This window comes from Leifsonia sp. Root1293 (assembly GCF_001425325.1).
Classification (GTDB): domain Bacteria; phylum Actinomycetota; class Actinomycetes; order Actinomycetales; family Microbacteriaceae; genus Orlajensenia.
On sequence record NZ_LMEH01000002.1, the window covers coordinates 538920 to 556131 of the forward strand.

Below are 17212 nucleotides of genomic sequence, written 5' to 3' on the forward strand. Positions count from 1 at the left end.
CCCTCGAGTCTACGATCGGCGGCTGAGTACCCCCTGCCGCAGGCGAGTTCCGCAGTCCCCGGGATCGTGCAGGAATCGTGCCTAGACTTGCCCCATGACTCGTTTGCTCGTCGGCCTCGTTGTGGCGGCCGTCGTGTTCATGATCTATTCGATCATCGACTGCGCACTGTTCGACCGCCGCCGCGTTCGAGGGCTGCCCAAGGCCGTGTGGTTGATCGTCATCATCCTCGTTCCGCTCGTGGGCGGTGCTCTCTGGTTCCTCGTCGGCCGCGGTCGACGCAGTTCCAGCGCACGAGGCCGTTCCCGCACCGTCGCCCCCGATGACGACCCCGAGTTCCTCGGCAGGCTCAAGCGCGACGCCGCCCAGGAGGAGCGCATCCGCCGCATGGAACAGGAGCTGGCCGATCTCGACGCACGCGCCGAGGCCGAGGACCCCGATCCCGACGCAGACCCCGACCACCGCACCGACGGCGACAAGCCCGGCCGTGCGGATGCCTGAGGCCCCAGCACCCGTAAGCGAGAGCCCAGCATCGGACGCGGCGTTCGCGCTGCTCCGATCCTTCGCGCGGCTCGGCGTGCTCGACGTGGTCGTCTGCCCGGGATCGCGCTCGCAGGCGCTCGCCCTGGCGGCGGCCGCCCTCGCCGATGACGGCGTCCTGCGACTCCACGTGCGCCTCGACGAGCGTGGCGCCGGCTTCCTCGCGCTGGGCCTCGGCATCGAGGCTGGCGTGCCGGCGCTGGTCGTGACCACCTCGGGTACCGCCGTCGCCAACCTGCACCCGGCCGTCCTGGAGGCGCATCACTCGCGCGTCCCGCTCGTCGTGCTGAGCGCTGACCGGCCGGTCGAGCTCCGCGGCATCCGTGCGAACCAGACGACAGCGCAACCCGGGATCTTCGGCTCCGCCGTGCGGCTCGACGTCGACGTCGATGCACCGATCGAGACGGATGACCACGACGCCGGCATGACGTCGCTCGCCGCTCGGGCGATCGGGGCGGCGACGGATACCGGCAACCCCGGTCCCGTGCACCTCAACCTGCAGTACCGGGAGCCGCTGTCATCCGGGGCACCGAGCGCCGCTGCACGGTCGAGCGACGTCCACGAGACCGGCGCCACTGCGGCCGCGTCGACCGCAACTGTGGCTGATCACGCGCCGGATGCGGCATCCGATGCCGTCGTCCTCGCTCACGGACCACGCACCGTCGTGATTGCGGGACACGGATCGGGCGAGCAGGCCGAGGCCGTGGCGAGAGCCGGCGCCTGGCCGCTGCTCGCCGAAGTCTCGAGCGGGGCGCGCTTCGGTCCGCAACTCGTGGTGTCGTATCGGGAGCTGCTCTCCGACGAGGACTTCGGCGGACGCATCGAACGCGCCGTCGTGTTCGGGCATCCGACGCTCAGCCGCGAGGTTCCTGCCCTGCTCCGGCGCGACGGGGTCGAGACCATCGTCGTCAACCCGAGCGCGGCCGAGGGCTACGACCCCGGCCACCGCGCCGTCTTCGCCCCCGCTGTCGATGTCGCGCCCCACGAGCAGACCAGCGAGGAGCGCCGCTGGACCGGACGCTGGGTCGCGACCAGCCGCGCGCTGCGCGACGCGGCGTTCGACGCGAGCACCGACGCCCTCGTGCCCTTGGGGTCCGGGGCCGACGCCCGCCGTGAATTCCTCAAGGTGGAGCTGGCCGCTGTGAAGAAGCCCGTCGACAGGCGGATGCTCGTCGAGGCACTGTGGAACGCCACCTGGCCTCACGACAGGCTGGTGTTCGGGGCGTCCCGTCTCATCCGCGATGCCGACCGCGTGGTGCCGGGCAAGCGCATCACCGTGCACTCCAACCGCGGGCTCGCCGGAATCGACGGCACCGTCGCCACCGCCCTCGGTATCGCGGTTGCCAGCCAGGCCGCAGGAGCCCCCGGGATCACCAGGGTGCTGCTCGGCGATCTGACGCTGCTGCATGACGCCGGGTCATTGCTGATCGGCGACGGGGAGACACGCCCCAGGGTGTTGATCGTCGTGGGAAACGACGGCGGCGGCACGATCTTCGACACGCTGGAGGTGGCGGCCAGTGCTCCTCGCGACGCCTTCGATCGCGTGCTCTACACCCCTCAGTCCGCGGATCTCGAAGCACTGGCCGGAGCGTTCGGCTGGGAGTACAGGCGCGCCGAGAACCAGGGGCGACTGACCGACGCGCTGACGGCACCGGTCACCGGTCCGACGATCCTCGAGATCCCGCTGCAGCGCTGAGGCTTCTCCTCCCGCTCCTCCGCGGATGCAGGAGCGCCCGACCTCATCTCCGCTGATCGAGTAGCGCCCGGCGGAGTCGGTCGCGTATCGAGATCTCGTGAGGTGGTCTCGATACGCCTGTTCGCTACGCTCGCGGGCTACTCGACCGACGGGTTCTCCCTCCGCTGATCGAGTAGCGCCCGACCTCATCTCCGCCGATCGAGTAGCGCCCGACGAAGTCGGTCGCGTATCGAGATCCCGGTGAGGTGGTCTCGATACGCCTGCTCGCTGCGCTCGCGGGCTACTCGACCAGCGGGTTCTCGCTCCGCTGATCGAGTAGCGCCCGACGAAGTCGGTCGCGTATCGAGATCCCCGTGAGGTGGTCTCGATACGCCTGCTCGCTCCGCTCGCGGGCTACTCGACCAGCGAGGTACGCTCGCGGGCTACTCGCCCAGCGGCGGGTAGGGCAGGATGGGGGCATCCGCGACGCGAGGAGGCATCCGATGGCCGATTTCGAGACCTTCTGGCGCGAGGACCCCGCGCCCCTTCTCCGTGTGGAACCGGGCTTCGTGCTCACCGACGTCGACACCGACGGCACTCCCGGCTTCAGCGGGCGCAAACGCGACTCCGTCGACGCCCTCGACGAGGGAGCAGAGGTGCTCGCGACCCTGCAGGAGAAGTTCTTCGCCGACAGCACGGTCGGCGGAACCCGCTCGGTGCTTCTCGTGCTGCAGGCCATGGACACAGCGGGCAAGGGCGGCATCGTGAAGCACGTCGTCGGCTCCGTCGACCCCGGCGGAGTGCACCTGCACGCCTTCAAGGCGCCGACCGAGGAGGAACTCGCTCATGACTTCCTCTGGCGGGTGCGCCGGCAGGTGCCGGTCGCCGGCCAGATCGGAGTCTTCGATCGCTCGCACTACGAGGACGTGCTGATCGGTTCCGTGCGCAAGCTCGCACCCGACGACGTGATCGAGCAGCGCTTCCGCGACATCGCGGCGTTCGAGCAGGAACTGGTGGCCAACGGCACGGTCATCGTCAAGGTGATGCTGCACATCAGTTCCGACGAGCAGAAGGCGCGCCTCGCCGCCCGTCTGGAACGGCCGGACAAGCATTGGAAGTACAACCCGGGTGACGTGACAGAACGCCTGCGCTGGAACGACTACCAGGCCGCCTACCAGCGCGTCTTCGACGAGACGTCGACGACGGATGCTCCCTGGTTCGTCGTGCCGGCCAACCGCAAGTGGTACGCCCGTCTGGCCGTGCAGCACCTGCTCATCGATGCCCTGCGGCTGATCGACCCCCAGTGGCCGAAGCCCGACTACGACGTCGAGGTGGAGAAGGCGCGGTTGGCGGCCAGCTAGGACGAGGACCGGTCGATCGACTGCTGCCCGACGTGCCACCGGTGATCGAGTAGCGCCCGACGTACCCCTCGCTGATCGAGTAGCGCCCGACGAAGTCGGACGCGTATCGAGATCCCTCGAGTCGCGCCACCCGACGGCGTGGCCTCGATACGCCCGCTCGCTGCGCTCGGGGGCTACTCGACCAGCGGTCGGTGCGCTCGCGGGCCCACTCGACCATCGGGCGGGGGTGGGTGCGCTACGCGAACACTTCCACGATCGGACGGAACTTGATGCGCGACTCCGCCAGCTCGTCGGCCGGCACACTGTCTGCGACTATGCCGCAGCCGGCATATGCGCGCACGCTGTCGTCCTCGGCGACCTGCGCACAGCGAAGCGCAATGGCCCATTCGCCGTCGCCGTTGGCGTCGATCCAGCCGACGGGTCCCGCGTAGCGGCCGCGGTCGAACGGTTCGAGCTCGCGGATGATCGTGAGGGCGGCATCCGTCGGCGTACCGGCGACGGCAGCCGTGGGGTGCATCGCCGCGACCAGGTCGAGTGAGGTCGATCCGTCGTGCAGCACGCCCTCGACATCCGTCGCCAGATGCCACAGGTTCGGAAGCTGGAGGGTGAACGGCTTCGAGCTCTGCAGGCGCGTCGTGTGCGGGCCGAGGGTGGCGAGCACGCTCTGCACCGCGAAGCCGTGCTCCGCGAGGTCTTTCGCGGAGCGTGAGAGTCCGGCGGCGACCTTCTCGTCCGTCACGGCGTCGCGGCCGCGGGGGGCCGTGCCGGCCAGCACACGGGCGGAGACCGTGCCGGCCTCCGAGCGCACGAGTGTCTCGGGGCTCGACCCCAGCATCCCGTCGACCGAGAAGGTCCAGCAGTCCGGGTAACCGAGCGCGAGTTCGGCCAGCACGCGGCGCAGATCACTCCCGGCGGGCACTGTTCCGACGAGATCGCGGGCGAGCACGACCTTGCGAGCGTCGGATGCCGAGATATGCCGCACGGCGGATGCGACGGATTCCATGAAGGCGGCAGGCGGGAGCTCCCCGGGCCGGAAGGTCACCCTGTAGTCGTCTCCGAAGGCGGTCGCGACCGGATCCTCGGCTGCAGGACCGCCGAGGTCATCGCCCGCGGCATCCGCGGGAGAGACCCGGGTGACCCAGGAGTGCGAGCCGCGACGGCCGACGATGATCTCGGGCACGATGAGCACGCTGGTGGCACGCGAGTCGTCGGCGAATCCGAAGGTCCCGAAGGCGACGAGCCCGGTGCCCGGAAGGCCGACGGCATCGTGCACCTGCGCGATCGCCGCGACCTCGGCCCACGCGGCAGCGGCGTCGGTGAATCGCGTCGGCCCGCTGAATTCGAGCCGCAGTGCCTCTCCGACGCCGACGAAGCCCTCGCCGCGGCGCATCCAGAGCAAGGGCGAGCGCTGCTCCGTGAAGAACAGAAGCGAGCGGATGCCGTCGACGGGCGTCGTCTCGATTCGCAATGCCCGCACCCGGGACTCCGTCGCCGTCACCATCTCAGCCTACGCGTCGCTCACCGCTCGCTGAGGCCCGGACGAAGTCCGCGGCCGAAGCGCCAGCTGCGCGCGCTTCGAGCGGTCGCTTCGCTCGGCTCTCGGCGAGCGATTGCGAAGTCACGCGTCGACGACCTCGACACCACGCCAGAAGGCCACGTAGTCGGTGATGTTCTCGGCTGCGGGGAGCGGCGTCGGGTAGGTCCAGGCGGCATCGGCGTTGTGCGCGCCGTCGACGGTCACGTGGAAGTAGCTGGCCGTTCCCTTCCAGGAGCACACCGTGTGGCGCTCGCTCGAGCTGAAGTACTGCGGGTCGAGCGCTTCAGCCGGGAAGTACTGGTTCCCCTCGACTTCGATGGTCTTGTCGGACTCCGCGAGAACCGCGCCGTTCCAGATCGCCTTCTTCATGAGAATGCCTTTCGTCGTCGTGTTGGGTCACCAGCGACAACCGTATGCAGACGCATCCTGTTCCCGCTCTCAGGGTGTTCGCAGCGCGAGGCGGAACGGATCGTGCGCCGCCTAAACTCGGAGCATGACGCGCGCAGATCTCCGCAAGCAGCCCGAGCAGGTCTCCGCCATGTTCGATGACGTCGCAGCGAGCTACGACCGCACCAACACCGTGCTGTCGATGGGCAACGCGGCGCTCTGGCGCCGGGCCACCACTCGGGCCGTCGCTCCTGTGCGCGGCGAATCCGTGCTCGACGTCGCAGCGGGAACCGGCACTTCGAGCGCATCACTCGCCGCCAGCGGCGCCTGGGTGACCGCAGCCGACTTCTCGCCGGGCATGATCGAGGTCGGGCGCCGCAGGCAGGCCGGGGCGACCAACATCGTCTTCGTCGAGGCCGATGCGACCCAGCTGCCGTTCGACGACGCCTCGTTCGACGCCGTCACCATCTCCTTCGGCCTGCGCAACGTGGTCGAGCCGCAGAAGGCGCTGGCCGAGTTCTTCCGGGTGACCAAGCCGGGCGGGCGCCTCGTGATCTGCGAGTTCTCCACCCCGCCGCTCGGCGTCGTACGCCTCGGCTACGGCGTCTACCAGCGCTACGTGATGCCGCCGCTGGTGAAGCTGTCCAGTTCGAACGACTCGGCCTACGACTACCTGAACGAGTCGATCAACGACTGGCCCGACCAGCCGACGCTCAGCAGTTGGCTGCGCGCCGCCGGCTACACGGATGTCGCCCACCGCAATCTCACGGCCGGGGTGGTCGCCCTCCACCGCGGGACGAAGCCCCTCGATCGCTGATCGAGTGGCGCGCGGCGCCGCTGATCGAGTAGCGCGCGGATCGAGTAGCGAGTGACGGAGGAGCAGGAGCCCCGCTGATCGAGTAGCGCGCGACGCAGGAGCACGCGTATCGAGATCACACCGTCGTGCGCGCCAGGCTGGTTTCGATACGCGACCTCGCTGCGCTCGGGCGCTACTCAACCAGCGGGTGTGCGGGTGGGTGCTCGGGCGCTGCTCGACCAGCGGGTGTGCTGGCGAGCTCCGCGGCGGCACGGCGCGAACGCTCAGCCGCACTCGGTAGGCTGAGGGGGTGATTTCCCGTAGCGTGCGCCGCGGCAGTGCGCTTGCCTCACAGTTGGGCCTGAGCGACAGACTGCGCGCCACCCCAGCAGACCGCGACTTCTTCCGGTCCCTCGAGGCCGGACTCGACGAGATCGAGGAACGGCTTCGCGAGCAGGTCGCATTCGCGGACGAGATCGCCGACGTCACGACGCGCTACCTGCTGAACGCCGGTGGCAAGCGTGTACGCCCCATGCTCACCCTGCTCACGGCTCATCTCGGCGACGGCATCACCCGTGACGTGATCACGGCCGCCACCGCGATCGAGATCACCCACCTCGCCTCGCTGTACCACGACGACGTGATGGACGACTCCGACAAGCGCCGTGGAGTGCCGAGCGCCCAGACGGTGTGGGGCAACTCCGTGGCGATCCTCGCCGGGGACCTGTTGTTCGCGCGCGCCAGCCAGCTCATGGCCGGCCTCGGTGAAGGCGCCATCCGCCTGCAGGCCACGACCTTCGAACGCCTGGTGCTCGGCCAGCTGCACGAGACCGTCGGCCCGGCCGAGGGCGAGGATCCGGTCACCCACTACATCCGGGTGCTCGCCGACAAGACCGGTTCGCTCATCGCGCTGGCTGCGCAGTCCGGCGTCATCTTCTCGAACGCGGCGACCGAGTACGAGCAGCCCATCATCGAGTACGGCGAACGCATCGGCATCGCCTTCCAGCTGATCGACGACGTCATCGACCTCTCGCCCCAGCCCGAGGAGACCGGCAAGGTTCCCGGAACCGACCTGCGCGCCGGCGTCGTGACGCTGCCGCTGCTCCGGCTGCGAGAGGCGGCGGTGACGGATGCCGCATCCGCCGACCTCCTCCTCCGCCTCGAGGCCGGCGTCATCGGCCTGCTCGACGTCGACGAGACTGCCGCCGATGCTCTCGTCGCCGAGCTGCGCGAGCACCCCGCGACAGCGGCCACCCTCGCCGAAGCCCACCGCTGGGCGCGCGAGGCCGTCGCCGGTCTCGACACCCTGCCCAATGGCCCCGTCAAGAAAGCGCTCATCCGTTTCGCCGACACGATCGTCGAACGCAGCAGTTAGGAACGTCACCTCACGATGACCAAGCTCCGCCTCGCCATCGTCGGCGCCGGCCCTGCCGGAATCTACGCAGCCGACATCCTGCTCAAAGCAGAACGGAACTTCGACGTCTCGATCGACCTGTTCGATCACCTGCCCGCGCCCTACGGGCTCGTGCGCTACGGCGTCGCCCCCGACCACCCGCGGATCAAGGGCATCATCAACGCCCTGCGCGAGGTGCTCGACCGTGGCGACATCCGCATCTTCGGAAACGTGAGGTTCGGCGAGGACATCACCCTCGACGACCTCAAGAAGCACTACAACGCCGTCATCTTCGCCACCGGCGCCGTGCGCGACGCCGGTCTGGCGATCCCCGGGATCGAGCTCGAAGGCTCGTACGGCGCGGCCGAGTTCGTCAGCTGGTTCGACGGCCACCCCGACTATCCGCGGGAGTGGCCTCTCGACGCCCAGTCGGTGGCCGTCATCGGCAACGGGAACGTGGCCCTCGACGTCGCCCGCATGCTGGCGAAGCACGTCGAAGACCTGATGCCCACCGAGATCCCCGAGAACGTGCGGGCGGGCCTGGCGGCGTCGCCGGTCACCGACGTGCACGTGTTCGGCCGTCGTGGGCCGACATCCGTGAAGTTCACTCCTCTCGAACTGCGTGAACTGGGCGAACTGCGCGATGTCGACATGATCGTGCACGACGAGGACTTCGACTACGACGACGCGGCGCGAGCGGCCGTCAGCGGCAACAAGCAGGTCTTCGTGATCGACAAGACCCTGCAGCAGTGGCGCCAGCGCGAGGTCGGCCAGGCATCGCGCCGGTTGCACCTGCACTTCTTCGCCAAGCCCCTCGAGCTCGTCGACGACGGTACCGGCCGGGTCGGCGCCATCCGCTTCGAGCGCACGGCACCGGATGGCGAGGGCGGCGTGGTCGGCACCGGCGAGATCCGCGAGCTCCCCATCCAGGCCCTCTACCGCGCTGTCGGCTACTTCGGCTCTCCGCTGCCCGGGGTTCCGTTCGACAAGAAGCGCGGCGTGATCCCCAACCACGAGGGACAGGTGCTCGTGAAGGATCACGAGACCGGCCAATCACGCCAGATGTACGGTGTCTACGCCACAGGCTGGATCAAGCGCGGGCCCGTCGGACTCATCGGCCACACCAAGTCGGATGCGATGGAGACGATCAAGCACCTGATCAACGACCTGGGCAACTGGTGGAGCCCCGAGTCGCCGTCGGAGGAGTCGATCGTCGCATTGCTCGACGAGCGCGGCATCGCCTACACCGACCTCGACGGCTGGCACAATCTCGATGAGCACGAGAAGGCACTCGGTGAGGCCGAGGGTCGGGTGCGCATCAAGGTCGTCCCGCGTGACGAGATGGTGCAGATCTCGCGCGGCTGATCCGCTTCCGTTCGCGTTCGCCCGTGGTCGCCGCTCGGCCGTTGGTTGAGTAGCGCCTGAGCGCAGCGAGGACGCGTATCGAAACCGACCCTGCGCACGGCGAATGATCTCGATACGCGTGCGACTGCGTCGCTCGCTACTCGATCAGCGGACGCACGACCTCGCGCAGAGCCGCGTGATGCGCCGCCACGTCGTCGAGCGTCGTGGTCGGGCACATCAGCGCCATGTTGTGGAACGGCGTGAGCAGGATGCCGCGGTTCGCCAGTGCCAGGTGCAGGTAGTCCTCGAGTTCGGGATCGGCTGCGGCCGCGGCATCCGTTCCATTCGTCGGATACGGTGTCGCGAAACGGTACTCGGCCCGCGCCCCCAGCTGGTTGATGGACCACGGCAGGTCGAACTCGGCGATGATCTCGCGCACGCCGTCGGTGAAGGCCGTCGCGGTGGCGATCATGCCCTCGAAGGCGGCATCCGTCAGCACCTGCTCGAGAGTGGCGCGCATGGCGGCCACAGAGAGAGGGGATCCGGCCAGGGTGCCGCCGACGCCGCCCATGTCGACGATGTCGAGGTCGGTGCGGTTCAGGATGCGCTCGGCCAGGTGCGCTGAGAGGCCGTATGCGCCGCTGGGGATGCCGCCGCCGATGGCCTTGCCGATGACCACGACGTCGGGCTCGAGCGCCCACGCCTGCGTCGCGCCACCCGGTCCGGCCGAGAAGGTGTGGGTCTCGTCGATGATGAGCAGGGCGCCGTGCTCCCGTGTCAGGCGGCGCACGGCCTCGTGGTAGCCGGGCTCGGGCAGCACGATGCCGATGTTGGTGAGTGCCGGCTCGATGAGCACTGCGGCCACATCGCCGTGGGCCAACTGCTCGGCCAGGCCGTCGATGTCGTTGAACTCCGCGACGCGGCTCGTCTTCGTGACCTTCACCGGAGCCCCGACGTTGCCCCGGCGGTCCATGCCCTTGCCGTCCGGTCCGACCACGATCAGGGACTCATCGACACTGCCGTGGTAGCAGTACGAGTGGAACAGGATCTTGGAGCGGCCCGTGATGGCCCGCACGAGGCGGATGGCCCAGCGGTTGGCATCCGTCGCCGTGAGAGCGAAGCTCCAGGCGTCCATGCCGAAGCGACGGGAGAGCTCGGCGCCCACCCACTCGGCATCCGTCGTCGGCATCATCATGGTCATGCCGCCCTGCTCGTAGATGCGCCGGCCGATGGCGTCGACGACGGGCGCAGGGGAGTGTCCAGCCATGGCTCCCGTGTCACCGAGGGCGAAGTCGAGGTACTCGTTGCCGTCGAGGTCGATCACCCGATTGCCGCGAGCGCTCTCGACGTAGAGGGGGAAGGCGCCGGCCTTCTTGTTCATCCACGTCATCGGAACACGGCCGAAGAGATGCCCGGCTTCAGCGTAGGCGGCGGCCGACTTCGGGTTGCGCTCGGCGAAGACCGCCGCTTCGCGTTCGGTCAGGGTCGCCAGTCGGGCGCGGTCGATCATGCGTGCTCCTTCGCTCGTGAGGGAACTCTACTGGCGCGGGCACGGCACCCCGGGGAGGCTGCACCCATCGAGTGCCTGTGCTGAGGAGAGGTTCTGCCCCCTTCCGGAGTGGGTGCCCTCCTAGAGTGAGGGGGTGGTCAGATCGCACGGATGGCAGCCGGATGTGCTGGGTCGCGGGTTCGAGCAGCTCACGCTGCCCCTCGCCGACGACTCCGAGGGAGAGGTGGTCGCCACCCTTGTCCGCCGCCGCGGACTGCCTCTCGAGCTGCCCGGTCGTGGCCCGGCTCACGGCATCGACGTGCTCTACGTGCACGGCTGGTCGGACTACTTCTTCCAGACCCACCTCGCCGACTACTGGCATGAGAACGGTGCACGCTTCTTCGCCCTCGACCTGCGCAAGTACGGCCGCAGCCTGCGACCGCACCAGACGCCCGGATTCGTCACCGATCTGAGCACCTATGACGAGGACATCGAGGCGGCGCTGGCCGTGATGGGCCACTCGCGCACCGACGACCTCGGCGGGCGGTCCCTCGTGCTCATGGGCCACTCGACGGGAGGTCTCACGCTGAGCCTCTGGGCAGCGCGGCATCCGCATCGCACCCGCGGAGTGGTGCTCAACAGTGCCTGGCTCGAGTTCCAGGCGAGCGCGCTCGGACGGCAGGCCATCACGCCGCTCACCCGCGCCGAGGCGCGGCTGCATCCTCTCGCTCAACTGCCCAACGTCGACCTGGGCTTCTACACGCGTGCGGTCTCGAAGGCGGCCGGCGAGGGGGAGTGGGACTACGACGACGTCTGGCGCCCGGTCCGCGGTTTCCCCGTGCACCCAGCCTGGCTGAGCGCCATCTTCTCGGGGCAGGCCCGCGTCGCCGCCGGACTCGACATCCAGGCGCCCGTGCTCTCGATGATGTCGGATCGCTCCACCATCGCCGCCCGTTGGTCCGCCGCCATGCGCGCCAGCGACTCGGTGCTGGTGGTGGACGACATCGCCTCCCGCTCGCTCAAGTTGGGCGGCACCGTGACCGTGGCGCGCGTCCCGGGTGCCCTGCACGACGTGTTCCTCTCGGCGCCGCCGGCCCGTGAGGCCGCGGCCGCCGCGATCACCCGCTGGCTGAGCGGCTACGCGCCGGAGTGATGCGCCCTCGGCACCCCGGCACGCCGCCCGGATGCTGGTGCGCCATTTCCCGGTGATGTGCGCCAGTTCTGTTGGCGCAGACCGCCGCGGAATGGCGTGGCAGGGGGGAGGATGGCGGAAGGCGCCGACCGGGCTGCAGGTCAGGCGGACGGCGCGAACGGGCCCCTGAGCGCCGCCCACTGCAGCAGCATGATGGTCTTGGCGTCGATGATGTCATCGCCGATGCGTGCCAGCGCCTCGTCGAACGGCACCTCGAGCACGGTGATGTCCTCGCCCTCGTCGGCGAGACCGCCGCCGGCCGTGCGGGTCGCATCGTAGGGAGCCGCATAGAAGTGCAGCTTCTCGGTGACCGAGCCGGGGCTCATGTAGACGTCGAAGACGTGCTCGACGGCTCCCACGCGCACGCCGCTCTCCTCCTCGGCCTCGCGGCGGATCGCGGTCTCGGCGTCGTCGTCGTCGAGCAGGCCGCCGACGACCTCGATGAGGTCGCCGGTCGGATGACCGTTGACGTACGCCGGGTACCGGAACTGGCTGGTCAGCAGCACGCTGCGCGTCTCGGGGTCGTAGAGGAGGATGCAGGCGCCGTCGCCGCGGTCGTAGGTCTCGCGCTCCTGGGTCGTCCAGGTGCCGTCGCCGCGCTGGAAGTCGAAGGTTGTGACCCGGGTGACGTACCAGTTGGAGGTGAGCAGGCGCACGTCGCGCACACGCACGCGCGGGTTGCCGGTGAGGTCGAGGCCGACCCTGTCGAGCCCGATGCGTCCACGGCGGTCGGGCACGTCGACGCCCGGGTGTCCAGTCCTGCGCGCGCCGGGCTGATGCGCGTCGGAATGGGCGGCGTCGGGCATGCCGGCGTCTCGGCCGGCTGCCGCATCCGTCATCGGGTCAGCGGAAGTTGACGAACTGCAGGGCGACGTCGAGGTCCTTGCCCTTGAGCAGGGCCATCGTGGCCTGGAGGTCGTCGCGGCTCTTCGACGAGACGCGCAGCTCGTCACCCTGGATCTGGCTCTTCACGCTCTTGGGAGCCTCGTCGCGGATGATCTTGGAGACCTTCTTGGCGTTCTCGCTGTCGATGCCGTTCTTGAGCTCGATCTCGATGCGGAACTCCTTGCCCGACGGATACGGCTCACCGGTGTCGAGCGAGCGCAGCGTGATGCCGCGCTTGATGAACTTCGACTCGACGACCTCGAGCACGGCCTTGACGCGCTCGTCGGTGGCGGCCTTCAGCAGGATCTTCTCGCCGCTCCATTCGACCGAGGCGCCGACGTGCTTGAAGTCGTAGCGCTGCTCGACCTCTTTGCGCGCCTGGTTGACGGCGTTCTCCGCCTCCATCTTGTCGACCTTGGAAACGATGTCAAACGTGGAATCAGCCATGGTGCCAGCCTATCGATCCCTGCTCCCGCCGATCGAGTAGTGACCGACGAAGTCGGCCACGTATCGAGATCAGGCCGACTGCGATCTCGATACGCGTCGGCTGCGGCGGCGCTACTCGATCAACGTCACGCCGGCGGACGAGCCGTACTCGAGCGCACCTTCAACTCGAACGGCAGCGGCGTCGTCGCCGGCAGCTCGGCGAGCGGCGACGGCGCCAGCTCCTCCATGAGCATCTCGGCCGCCTTCTCGCCCTGGCCGCGAGGGAACTGCGCCACGGTGGTCAGGCCGAAGAAGTCCGACAGGTCGTGGTCGTCGATTCCGACGATGGAGACGTCGCGCGGAACGACGAGGCCGAGGTCGCGGGCGGCGAGCAGTGAGCCCATCGCCATCTCGTCCGATGCGGCGAAGATGGCCGTGGGCCGATGGTGGGGAACTCCGAGCAGCTGCTTGGCGGCGTGGTAGCCGCCCTTGATGGTGAAGTCGGCAGGAGCGAACAGCGACGGGTCGATCTCGACCCCGGCATCCGTCAGCGCGTGCTCGTAGCCGAGTCGTCGGTTCGTGGGCAGGTGGAAGTCGAGGTCGAACTCGAGGGTGCCGCCGATGTGGGCGATGCGCGTGTGGCCGAGGCCGATGAGGTGCTCGGTCGCCAGGCGTGCGACTGCTGTGTCGTCGACGGTGAGGGTGCGCACGCCCGGGATGGGGCCGCCGACGCCCACGAGGGGCTTCCGCAGGGCGTGCAGTCGCGTGACCTCGCTCTCGGTCAGTTCGAGCGAGATGGCGATCACGGCATCGACCCGCTGGCGCAGCAGGAAGTGCTCGAACACGCTGTGACGCTCGTCGCCGTCTCCCGACAGGTTGTAGAGCGTGAGGTCGTAGCCGTGGCGCAGCAGCGACTGCTGGGCGCCCTCGAGCACAGAGGAGAAGAACCAGCGGTTCAGGAACGGCACGACGACGCCGATGTTGCGGGTGCGACCTGAGGCGAGGCTCGAGGCGTTGGAGGACACCACGTAGTCGAGCTCGAGCGCAGCGGCCTCCACCTTCAGCCGGGTGGCGGGGGAGACGTGGGTGTTGCCGCTGAGGGCGCGCGAGACGGTGGCTGTCGAGACCCCGGCCAGCCGGGCGACCTCTTCGATGCCGGCCATGAACGTGCCCTTCGATTCGTCTGCCCGTGAATACTATCGGCGCGCGGCAGGCCCGGCGTGCGCGGGCCGCCGCACCGCGCCGTGGCCCGGTCTGGGGGCACTCCGGCCCGGTGCATCCGTCGATTTCACGACTGGCGATCTGCCGAGTATCCTTATCACGCGTCTTCGGTCATGTGGTTGCATGTGGTCGGGTGCGCTTCGGCGAGTTACCCAAGCGGCCAAAGGGATCTGACTGTAAATCAGACTGCTCAGCATTCGGGGGTTCGAATCCCTCACTCGCCACCAACACGAAAAGGGCCCGCAGGGTCCTTTTTTTGTTGGTGATGGATGCCGATGAGAACCCCCGGGTGGGCCCACGCCGCCGGTTCCGGCGCGGCGCGAAGCGACGTGACGGCCGAGCGGTGGGGACGAATCCCTCACGCGCCACCAACACGAAAAGGGCCCGCAGGGTCCTTTTTTTGTTGGTGATGGATGCCGATGAGAACCGGCGCAGCGGCTGCCTCAGCCCCAGCGCCAGCTTCAGCGGCGCGCCGCCCCGTCGCCCACGATGTCGTCGGCGTTGTCGGCGATCCATCCCATCAAGGGGATGAGTCGCTCGGCCAGGTCGCGGCCGCGTTCGGTGAGGCTGTAGTCCACTCGCGGCGGGATGACCGCCTGCGCCTCGCGCAGCACGAAGCCGTCGGCCTCCAGGGTGCGCAGGGTCTGGGCCAGCATCTTCTCGCTGATGCCCTCGATGGTGCGCCGCAGTGCGCCCCAGCGCAGGCTGCCTGCCGACAGGGTGAGCAGCACGAGGACTCCCCACTTGCTCGTCACATGGTCGAGCACCGTGCGGCTGTTGCAGGCCGCCGGGAATCGTCCGCCGTTGAATCCGGGCAGGGCGTCGAGGGCCAGATCACTTACCGTCATGTGGGTACCTTACCAAAAAGTGGGTACTGCGGAGTGGGAAGCATTGCGACGCGGACGCCGTTGGCACCGACGTACGCAGTTCGCATCACCCGCTTCATCCCTCGGGAAAGGACCCCACCATGACCATCGTCGTCACCGGAGCCACCGGCCACCTCGGACGCCTCGCCGTCGAATCGCTCCTCGCACGCGGCGTCGCACCCGCCACCATCGTCGCCGGGGGTCGATCGGTCGAGAAGCTCGCCGACCTCGCCGAGCGCGGAGTCCGCACAGCGCGCATCGACTACACGGATGCCGCCTCCCTCGCCGCGGCTTTCGACGGGGCCGACGCCGTGCTCCTCGTCTCGGGCAGCGAGGTCGGCCAGCGCGTCGATCAGCACCGCAACGCCATCGATGCCGCCGTGGCCGCCGGAGTCGGCCGCATCGTCTACACGAGCGCCCCGAAGGCCACCACCTCCCCGCTCGTCCTCGCGCCGGAGCACAAGGCGACCGAGGAGCTGCTGCAGGCATCCGGTCTCAGCACCACGATCCTCCGCAACGGCTGGTACACCGAGAACTACGTCGGAACCGTGACGGATGCCGGCACCAGCGGCGTCATCGCAGCCTCGGTGGGCGACGGCCGCGTGTCCAGCGCGAGCCGCGCCGACTACGCCGACGCCGCGGCCGCCGTGCTCACGACGGACGGTCACGATGGCGCCGTCTACGAGCTGAGCGGCGACGTCGCCTGGAACTTCAGCGAGCTCGCGGATGCGGCATCCGAGCTGCTCGGCACCCCCGTGACCTACCAGGCGCTGAGCCCGGAGGAGCACCTCGCGGCGCTGTCCGCCGCCGGGCTCGACGAGGGCACCGCGGGATTCGTGGTGGCACTCGACGGCAACATCCGCGACGGCCTGCTCGCCGAGACGAGCGGCGACCTGGCGCGCCTCATCGGTCGCCCGACGACCCCGCTCGTCGAGGGTCTGCGCGCCTCGATCGGCTGATCGCCCACGCGTGACGGATGCCGCCGCCTCGCCGCGGCGGCATCCGTCACCCGGCAGACGCGCGGTGCTCGGTGCTCGGCTGCTAGCTCGGCTGCGCGAATGGTGCCCTGTGCATCCGCGCTCCGCCATCCCCTATGCCGCGAGCATCCCCGGAGTAGCGTTGCAATCATGACCGCAGCCGCGAATTCCGACCTTCTCGACCTCGCCCACGACATCGCGACCCGGGCCGGAGCCCTCGCGTTGCAGCGCCGCCGCGAGGGTGTCGACGTCGCCGCGACCAAGTCCGGACCGACCGACATCGTGACCCAGGCCGATCGCGAGACCGAGGCGCTCATCCGCTCGCTCATCGCCGACGCCAGACCGAACGACGGCTTCTTCGGCGAGGAATCGGATGCGTCTGGCGGATCGAGCGGCCTCACCTGGGTCGTCGACCCCATCGACGGCACTGTCAACTTCCTCTACGGGCTTCCGGCCTGGGCTGTGAGTGTCGCCGTCGTGGAGGGCGACCCCGACCCGGCGACGTGGAACGCGCTCGCCGGCGTGGTGGTCGGCCCGGCGGCGGGCGAGACCTATCGCGCGAGCGCCGGCGGAGGTGCCTTCCTCGGTGACGCGCGCCTCGCCGTCAACCAGGACGTCGAGCTGCCGTACGCACTGGTCGCGACCGGCTTCTCCTACTCGTCGGAGACGCGTGGCGTTCAGGCCGAGATTCTGCGCACGATCCTGCCGCGGGTGCGAGACATCCGGCGCATCGGCTCGGCCGCCCTCGATCTGAGCTACCTCGCGGCGGGGCGACTCGACGTTCATTTCGAGCGCGGACTGAATCCCTGGGACCACGCTGCCGGCGGCCTGATCGCTCGCGAAGCGGGTGCCAGAGTGGGCGGAGTCGGTGGGGCCGCCGAGAGTTCGGCCATGACGATAGCCGCGGCTCCCCGACTTTACGACGCATTCGAGGACCTGCTCATCGAGGCCGGATACACGGCCTGACCTGCACTGTTCCTCCCCAGCCGTACGGGCGGGCGCGCCTTCAACATGCAGGGTCGGCACACGGGGTGCCGCGGGATCGTGGTTATGATCGATTGTGACTCTTGTGGGGGTGATTCCACTCATATACATAGAGTTTTCAGGGAGGCTTCGTTAGCCTTT

The 17212-nt window shown here is 69.0% G+C and carries 16 protein-coding genes and 1 tRNA gene; 10 read left to right on the forward strand and 7 right to left on the reverse strand.

Annotated features, from left to right (window positions below; genetic code table 11):
- Positions 1-94: 94 nt before the first annotated feature.
- From ASC59_RS14365 to ASC59_RS14375, 3 genes are all read left to right on the forward strand, one after another.
- Positions 95-499, forward strand: a complete 405-nt coding sequence (locus ASC59_RS14365) for a PLD nuclease N-terminal domain-containing protein (protein ID WP_055824415.1) — start codon at positions 95-97, stop codon at positions 497-499.
- On the forward strand, positions 492-2234 hold the full coding sequence (menD, locus tag ASC59_RS14370; protein WP_055824417.1) for a 2-succinyl-5-enolpyruvyl-6-hydroxy-3-cyclohexene-1-carboxylic-acid synthase: 1743 nt from the start codon (positions 492-494) through the stop codon (positions 2232-2234). Before ASC59_RS14365 ends, menD begins: the two co-directional genes overlap by 8 nt.
- 482 nt (positions 2235-2716) lie before the next feature.
- Positions 2717-3574 (forward strand): PPK2 family polyphosphate kinase, encoded by an 858-nt coding sequence (locus ASC59_RS14375; protein ID WP_055824419.1) that lies wholly within the window; start codon positions 2717-2719, stop codon positions 3572-3574.
- A gap of 235 nt (positions 3575-3809) precedes the next feature.
- On the opposite strand, the gene ASC59_RS14380 is transcribed toward ASC59_RS14375, so the two are convergent.
- Positions 3810-5075, reverse strand: coding sequence for an isochorismate synthase (locus ASC59_RS14380; protein ID WP_055824421.1), 1266 nt, complete (start codon positions 5073-5075; stop codon positions 3810-3812).
- Between the two features lie 117 nt (positions 5076-5192).
- On the reverse strand, positions 5193-5480 hold the full coding sequence (locus tag ASC59_RS14385) for a DUF427 domain-containing protein (protein WP_055824423.1): 288 nt from the start codon (positions 5478-5480) through the stop codon (positions 5193-5195).
- Positions 5481-5604: 124 nt separating this feature from the next.
- On the opposite strand from ASC59_RS14385, the gene ASC59_RS14390 reads away from it, so the two are divergent.
- The 3 genes from ASC59_RS14390 (at position 5605) to ASC59_RS14400 (ending at position 9052) form a co-directional block, all read left to right on the forward strand.
- Complete coding sequence (locus ASC59_RS14390) at positions 5605-6315, forward strand: class I SAM-dependent methyltransferase (RefSeq protein WP_055824425.1); 711 nt, start codon at positions 5605-5607, stop codon at positions 6313-6315.
- A gap of 289 nt (positions 6316-6604) precedes the next feature.
- The gene (locus ASC59_RS14395; protein WP_442915103.1) at positions 6605-7669 is read left to right on the forward strand and encodes a polyprenyl synthetase family protein; all 1065 of its coding nucleotides are present in this window, start codon (positions 6605-6607) and stop codon (positions 7667-7669) included.
- A 15-nt stretch (positions 7670-7684) separates the two neighbouring features.
- A complete protein-coding gene (locus ASC59_RS14400; RefSeq protein WP_055824427.1) occupies positions 7685-9052 on the forward strand; it encodes an FAD-dependent oxidoreductase in 1368 nt (455 codons plus the stop codon).
- Positions 9053-9188: 136 nt separating this feature from the next.
- Here ASC59_RS14400 and ASC59_RS14405 read toward each other — a convergent pair whose 3' ends face one another.
- Complete coding sequence (locus ASC59_RS14405) at positions 9189-10541, reverse strand: transaminase (RefSeq protein WP_055824429.1); 1353 nt, start codon at positions 10539-10541, stop codon at positions 9189-9191.
- Between the two features lie 133 nt (positions 10542-10674).
- Between ASC59_RS14405 and ASC59_RS14410 the strand changes: the two genes are divergently transcribed.
- Complete coding sequence (locus ASC59_RS14410) at positions 10675-11673, forward strand: alpha/beta hydrolase (protein ID WP_055824431.1); 999 nt, start codon at positions 10675-10677, stop codon at positions 11671-11673.
- 140 nt (positions 11674-11813) lie between these two features.
- Here ASC59_RS14410 and ASC59_RS14415 read toward each other — a convergent pair whose 3' ends face one another.
- From ASC59_RS14415 to ASC59_RS14425, 3 genes are all read right to left on the reverse strand, one after another.
- Positions 11814-12551, reverse strand: coding sequence for an NUDIX domain-containing protein (locus ASC59_RS14415; RefSeq protein WP_082513706.1), 738 nt, complete (start codon positions 12549-12551; stop codon positions 11814-11816).
- 4 nt (positions 12552-12555) lie between these two features.
- A complete protein-coding gene (locus ASC59_RS14420; protein ID WP_055824433.1) occupies positions 12556-13044 on the reverse strand; it encodes a YajQ family cyclic di-GMP-binding protein in 489 nt (162 codons plus the stop codon).
- A 125-nt stretch (positions 13045-13169) separates the two neighbouring features.
- Positions 13170-14186 carry a LacI family DNA-binding transcriptional regulator gene (locus tag ASC59_RS14425; RefSeq protein ID WP_055824435.1) on the reverse strand — a complete coding sequence of 339 codons (1017 nt, stop codon included), beginning with the start codon at positions 14184-14186 and terminating at the stop codon, positions 13170-13172.
- 200 nt (positions 14187-14386) lie between these two features.
- On the opposite strand from ASC59_RS14425, the gene ASC59_RS14430 reads away from it, so the two are divergent.
- Positions 14387-14471 (forward strand) — tRNA-Tyr (locus ASC59_RS14430).
- Between the two features lie 234 nt (positions 14472-14705).
- On the opposite strand, the gene ASC59_RS14435 is transcribed toward ASC59_RS14430, so the two are convergent.
- On the reverse strand, positions 14706-15092 hold the full coding sequence (locus ASC59_RS14435; protein ID WP_055824436.1) for a winged helix-turn-helix transcriptional regulator: 387 nt from the start codon (positions 15090-15092) through the stop codon (positions 14706-14708).
- Between the two features lie 119 nt (positions 15093-15211).
- On the opposite strand from ASC59_RS14435, the gene ASC59_RS14440 reads away from it, so the two are divergent.
- A complete protein-coding gene (locus tag ASC59_RS14440) occupies positions 15212-16069 on the forward strand; it encodes an SDR family oxidoreductase (protein WP_055824438.1) in 858 nt (285 codons plus the stop codon).
- A gap of 168 nt (positions 16070-16237) precedes the next feature.
- A complete protein-coding gene (locus ASC59_RS14445) occupies positions 16238-17053 on the forward strand; it encodes an inositol monophosphatase family protein (RefSeq protein WP_055824440.1) in 816 nt (271 codons plus the stop codon).
- Positions 17054-17212: the final 159 nt, after the last annotated feature.

Excerpts from the sequence above, each read along its gene's own strand:
- ASC59_RS14420 (WP_055824433.1), bottom strand. The coding sequence starts at position 13,044 with ATGGCTGATTCCACGTTTGACATCGTTTCCAAGGTCGACAAGATGGAG.
- ASC59_RS14445 (WP_055824440.1), top strand. The coding sequence starts at position 16,238 with ATGACCGCAGCCGCGAATTCCGACCTTCTCGACCTCGCCCACGACATC.
- ASC59_RS14375 (WP_055824419.1), top strand. The coding sequence starts at position 2,717 with ATGGCCGATTTCGAGACCTTCTGGCGCGAGGACCCCGCGCCCCTTCTC.
- ASC59_RS14435 (WP_055824436.1), bottom strand. The coding sequence starts at position 15,092 with ATGACGGTAAGTGATCTGGCCCTCGACGCCCTGCCCGGATTCAACGGC.
- ASC59_RS14415 (WP_082513706.1), bottom strand. The coding sequence starts at position 12,551 with ATGACGGATGCGGCAGCCGGCCGAGACGCCGGCATGCCCGACGCCGCC.
- ASC59_RS14380 (WP_055824421.1), bottom strand. The coding sequence starts at position 5,075 with ATGGTGACGGCGACGGAGTCCCGGGTGCGGGCATTGCGAATCGAGACG.
- ASC59_RS14390 (WP_055824425.1), top strand. The coding sequence starts at position 5,605 with ATGACGCGCGCAGATCTCCGCAAGCAGCCCGAGCAGGTCTCCGCCATG.
- menD (WP_055824417.1), top strand. The coding sequence starts at position 492 with ATGCCTGAGGCCCCAGCACCCGTAAGCGAGAGCCCAGCATCGGACGCG.
- ASC59_RS14405 (WP_055824429.1), bottom strand. The coding sequence starts at position 10,541 with ATGATCGACCGCGCCCGACTGGCGACCCTGACCGAACGCGAAGCGGCG.
- ASC59_RS14365 (WP_055824415.1), top strand. The coding sequence starts at position 95 with ATGACTCGTTTGCTCGTCGGCCTCGTTGTGGCGGCCGTCGTGTTCATG.
- ASC59_RS14400 (WP_055824427.1), top strand. The coding sequence starts at position 7,685 with ATGACCAAGCTCCGCCTCGCCATCGTCGGCGCCGGCCCTGCCGGAATC.
- ASC59_RS14440 (WP_055824438.1), top strand. The coding sequence starts at position 15,212 with ATGACCATCGTCGTCACCGGAGCCACCGGCCACCTCGGACGCCTCGCC.
- ASC59_RS14425 (WP_055824435.1), bottom strand. The coding sequence starts at position 14,186 with ATGGCCGGCATCGAAGAGGTCGCCCGGCTGGCCGGGGTCTCGACAGCC.
- ASC59_RS14385 (WP_055824423.1), bottom strand. The coding sequence starts at position 5,480 with ATGAAGAAGGCGATCTGGAACGGCGCGGTTCTCGCGGAGTCCGACAAG.